This window comes from Bacillus sp. AFS098217, from assembly GCF_002551815.1.
Taxonomy (GTDB): domain Bacteria; phylum Bacillota; class Bacilli; order Bacillales; family Bacillaceae_G; genus Bacillus_A.
Genome location: NZ_NVPR01000135.1, coordinates 1 through 2,437, shown reverse-complemented (window position 1 = coordinate 2,437; position 2,437 = coordinate 1). Strand labels below are relative to the sequence as shown.

Annotated in this window: 4 protein-coding genes and 1 riboswitch; of the genes, 2 read left to right on the top strand and 2 right to left on the bottom strand. The window is 32.3% G+C overall.

All coding sequences use genetic code 11. The features are described from left to right. Positions 1–494: 494 nt before the first annotated feature. A riboswitch (Fluoride riboswitch) is annotated at positions 495–554 on the top strand. A 54-nt stretch (positions 555–608) separates the two neighbouring features. Both crcB (COO03_RS23775) and crcB (COO03_RS23770) read left to right on the top strand, forming a co-directional pair. Then, entirely contained in the window at positions 609–1,019 is a 411-nt protein-coding gene (crcB, locus tag COO03_RS23775) for a fluoride efflux transporter CrcB (protein ID WP_141523314.1), read from the top strand. Next, positions 1,019–1,381: a fluoride efflux transporter CrcB gene (gene crcB, locus COO03_RS23770; protein ID WP_097899462.1), complete on the top strand. Its 363-nt coding sequence runs from the start codon at positions 1,019–1,021 to the stop codon at positions 1,379–1,381. The genes crcB (COO03_RS23775) and crcB (COO03_RS23770) overlap by 1 nt, the downstream gene beginning before the upstream one ends. Positions 1,382–1,488: 107 nt before the next feature. Here crcB (COO03_RS23770) and COO03_RS26665 read toward each other — a convergent pair whose 3' ends face one another. Beyond that, entirely contained in the window at positions 1,489–1,701 is a 213-nt protein-coding gene (locus COO03_RS26665) for a DUF3947 family protein (RefSeq protein ID WP_141523315.1), read from the bottom strand. Positions 1,702–1,800: 99 nt separating this feature from the next. Then, a complete protein-coding gene (gene speG / locus COO03_RS23760) occupies positions 1,801–2,316 on the bottom strand; it encodes a spermidine N1-acetyltransferase (protein WP_097899461.1) in 516 nt (171 codons plus the stop codon). Positions 2,317–2,437 lie beyond the last annotated feature (121 nt).

Genomic DNA, 2,437 nt, shown 5'->3' with positions numbered 1-2,437 from the left:
ATGTCGTTTTTTTAATTGGTGTATATATACATCAATATTTCTATCATCTTCTTACTATTTCAAAATACATTTTTCTAAATCCTGAATCTCCTTGAATAATTTTCTGTATTTTCAGTTAAATAAAATTATTCTACATATATACATGATATTTTATCACAATAAAAACTATATATCATTATATTTAATTTTAATAAAATTAAATAATATTATCTATTGTAATAACGTGACAAATAACCATCATTTTCAACTCTTTTTTCTTCATAATTGTTATATAAATATATCTTTAAACACCTTAACAATATAAACTTGCTACTTCGGCAAACTTATAGAGCTTAGTTTTATGAAATAAATTTCCTACTCAAATTAACGACAATCGCTACTTTTGAGCAAGAATGTATTCAATAATGTAAAATACAAATGCTGTTTATTTCTCACAAAACAAAACACATATTTGTTGGAAATCTTACATATATTTAGTACACTAATAACTATGAAATACATAAGGCGATGGAGTTCGCCATAACCGCTGCTTAGCTAATGACTCCTACCAGTATATACACTGGTAGGAGTCTATTTGTTTTGAGCACTCTATAAGAGAGGTGAAGGAATTGGTATATATTATTGTTGGTATTGCAGGTATATTAGGTGCTCTTGCCCGTTATTATTTAGGACTTAATATCGATATGTTTTGGCATCATATTTTCCCATTTGCTACATTATTGATTAATTTAATTGGCTGCTTTGTACTAAGCTGGATTACTACTTATATTTCTCGTTTGGACATTCTTCCTTCAGAGATTGTCACAGGAATTGGAACAGGATTTGTAGGATCATTTACTACTTTTTCTACTTTCAGTGTAGAGACTGTTAAATTAATCAATTATTCAGAATGGACACTTGCAATTTTATATGTATTATGCAGCATGTTGGGCGGTCTCCTTATGTCTGGACTGGGTTATAAATTTGGAGATATTTTATATGCAAAGCGTACTATCACAGCCAGAGGGGGAACTAAGTAATGACAGAGTATCATGCTTTATTGGTAGCGATTGGTGGTTTCTTTGGTGCCATTACCCGCTTTGGCATAAGCAATTGGTTCAAAAAAAGAAACGCAATATCTTTTCCGATTGCTACATTTCTGATCAATATAACAGGTGCATTTTTACTTGGATATATCGTTGGTAAAGGCATAGATAAAAGTTGGCAACTATTGTTAGGAACAGGGTTCATGGGGGCCTTCACTACATTTTCTACATTTAAATTGGAGTCTATCCAGCTTTTCACTAATAAAAAATTTGGCGTTTCCTTCCTATACCTAGGCGCCACTTATAGCATCGGTATCCTGCTCGCATTCCTTGGAATGAAGTTAGGCAGAATATAGTATTACAAAACAAAGTAGTGAAATAAAAACGAAAGGGATCGTGACATTTTTTATGAGTCACCATCCCTTTTGTTTTATTATGTGGACGATTTGATTAAATCACAATGCTACATTGTATACGTTGACCCAAATGGAATTGCTGAGAAATGAGTTAGATATATACCAGGGTGTACGACATGCACAGGATGATGATAATATTGCAAGAAAAGGTGGTGATTGTGCTGCATAGCTTGATAAACCGCATGAATCGTTGCCTGTGCCCCAGCTGCTGTAATCGCTGATGCAACTTGCCTTCCGTTGTCAAAATAATGATTTATCATAATCATTCATCTCACTTTTGTATGCATAATCAAATTACCTTTTACATGTTATGTCTATATCTCCAAGAAAGTGTTTGATTCCATGAATATAAAAATTTATTATTTCATATCTAAATATTGACGCTGGAAAATACACATCCTGATTGCATTATGATAGTTACCATCAACGAAAAATTCATCTTGTAACTCACCTTCAATTGCAAAACCGACTTTTTTGTAAATATGCGTAGCTTTTTCGTTTTCTTTATCTACTATTAAATAGATTTTGTGCATATTTAATACGGAAAAAGCGTAATCCATTGCTAAACGAGTTGCACACGCTGCATAACCATAACCTTGATACTTTGGATCGATGATAATTTGAAATTCTGTTCTTCGATGAATATAATCGATCTCCACTAATTCAACTAATCCAACCATATTGTTATCTTTTTCCACTATAAAACGACGTTCACTTTGATCATGAATGTGCTTATCATATAAATCCTGCAACTCCACAAAAGCTTCATAAGGTTCTTCAAACCAATAAGACATAATATGTGCATTGTTATTAAGCTCATGAACAAATTTCAAATCTTCTCGTTCTAAAGGGCGTAGTTTCAGTTCTTGACTCATTTTCTTACCCCCAAAGATAAAATAATTTCTCCGTCTAGTTTCTCAATTTTTTTCATTTCAAAACGCTCCTTTACAGCTCTCTACTCACATTTTAAACCTTGAAGTAACTTGAAGGTCAAGC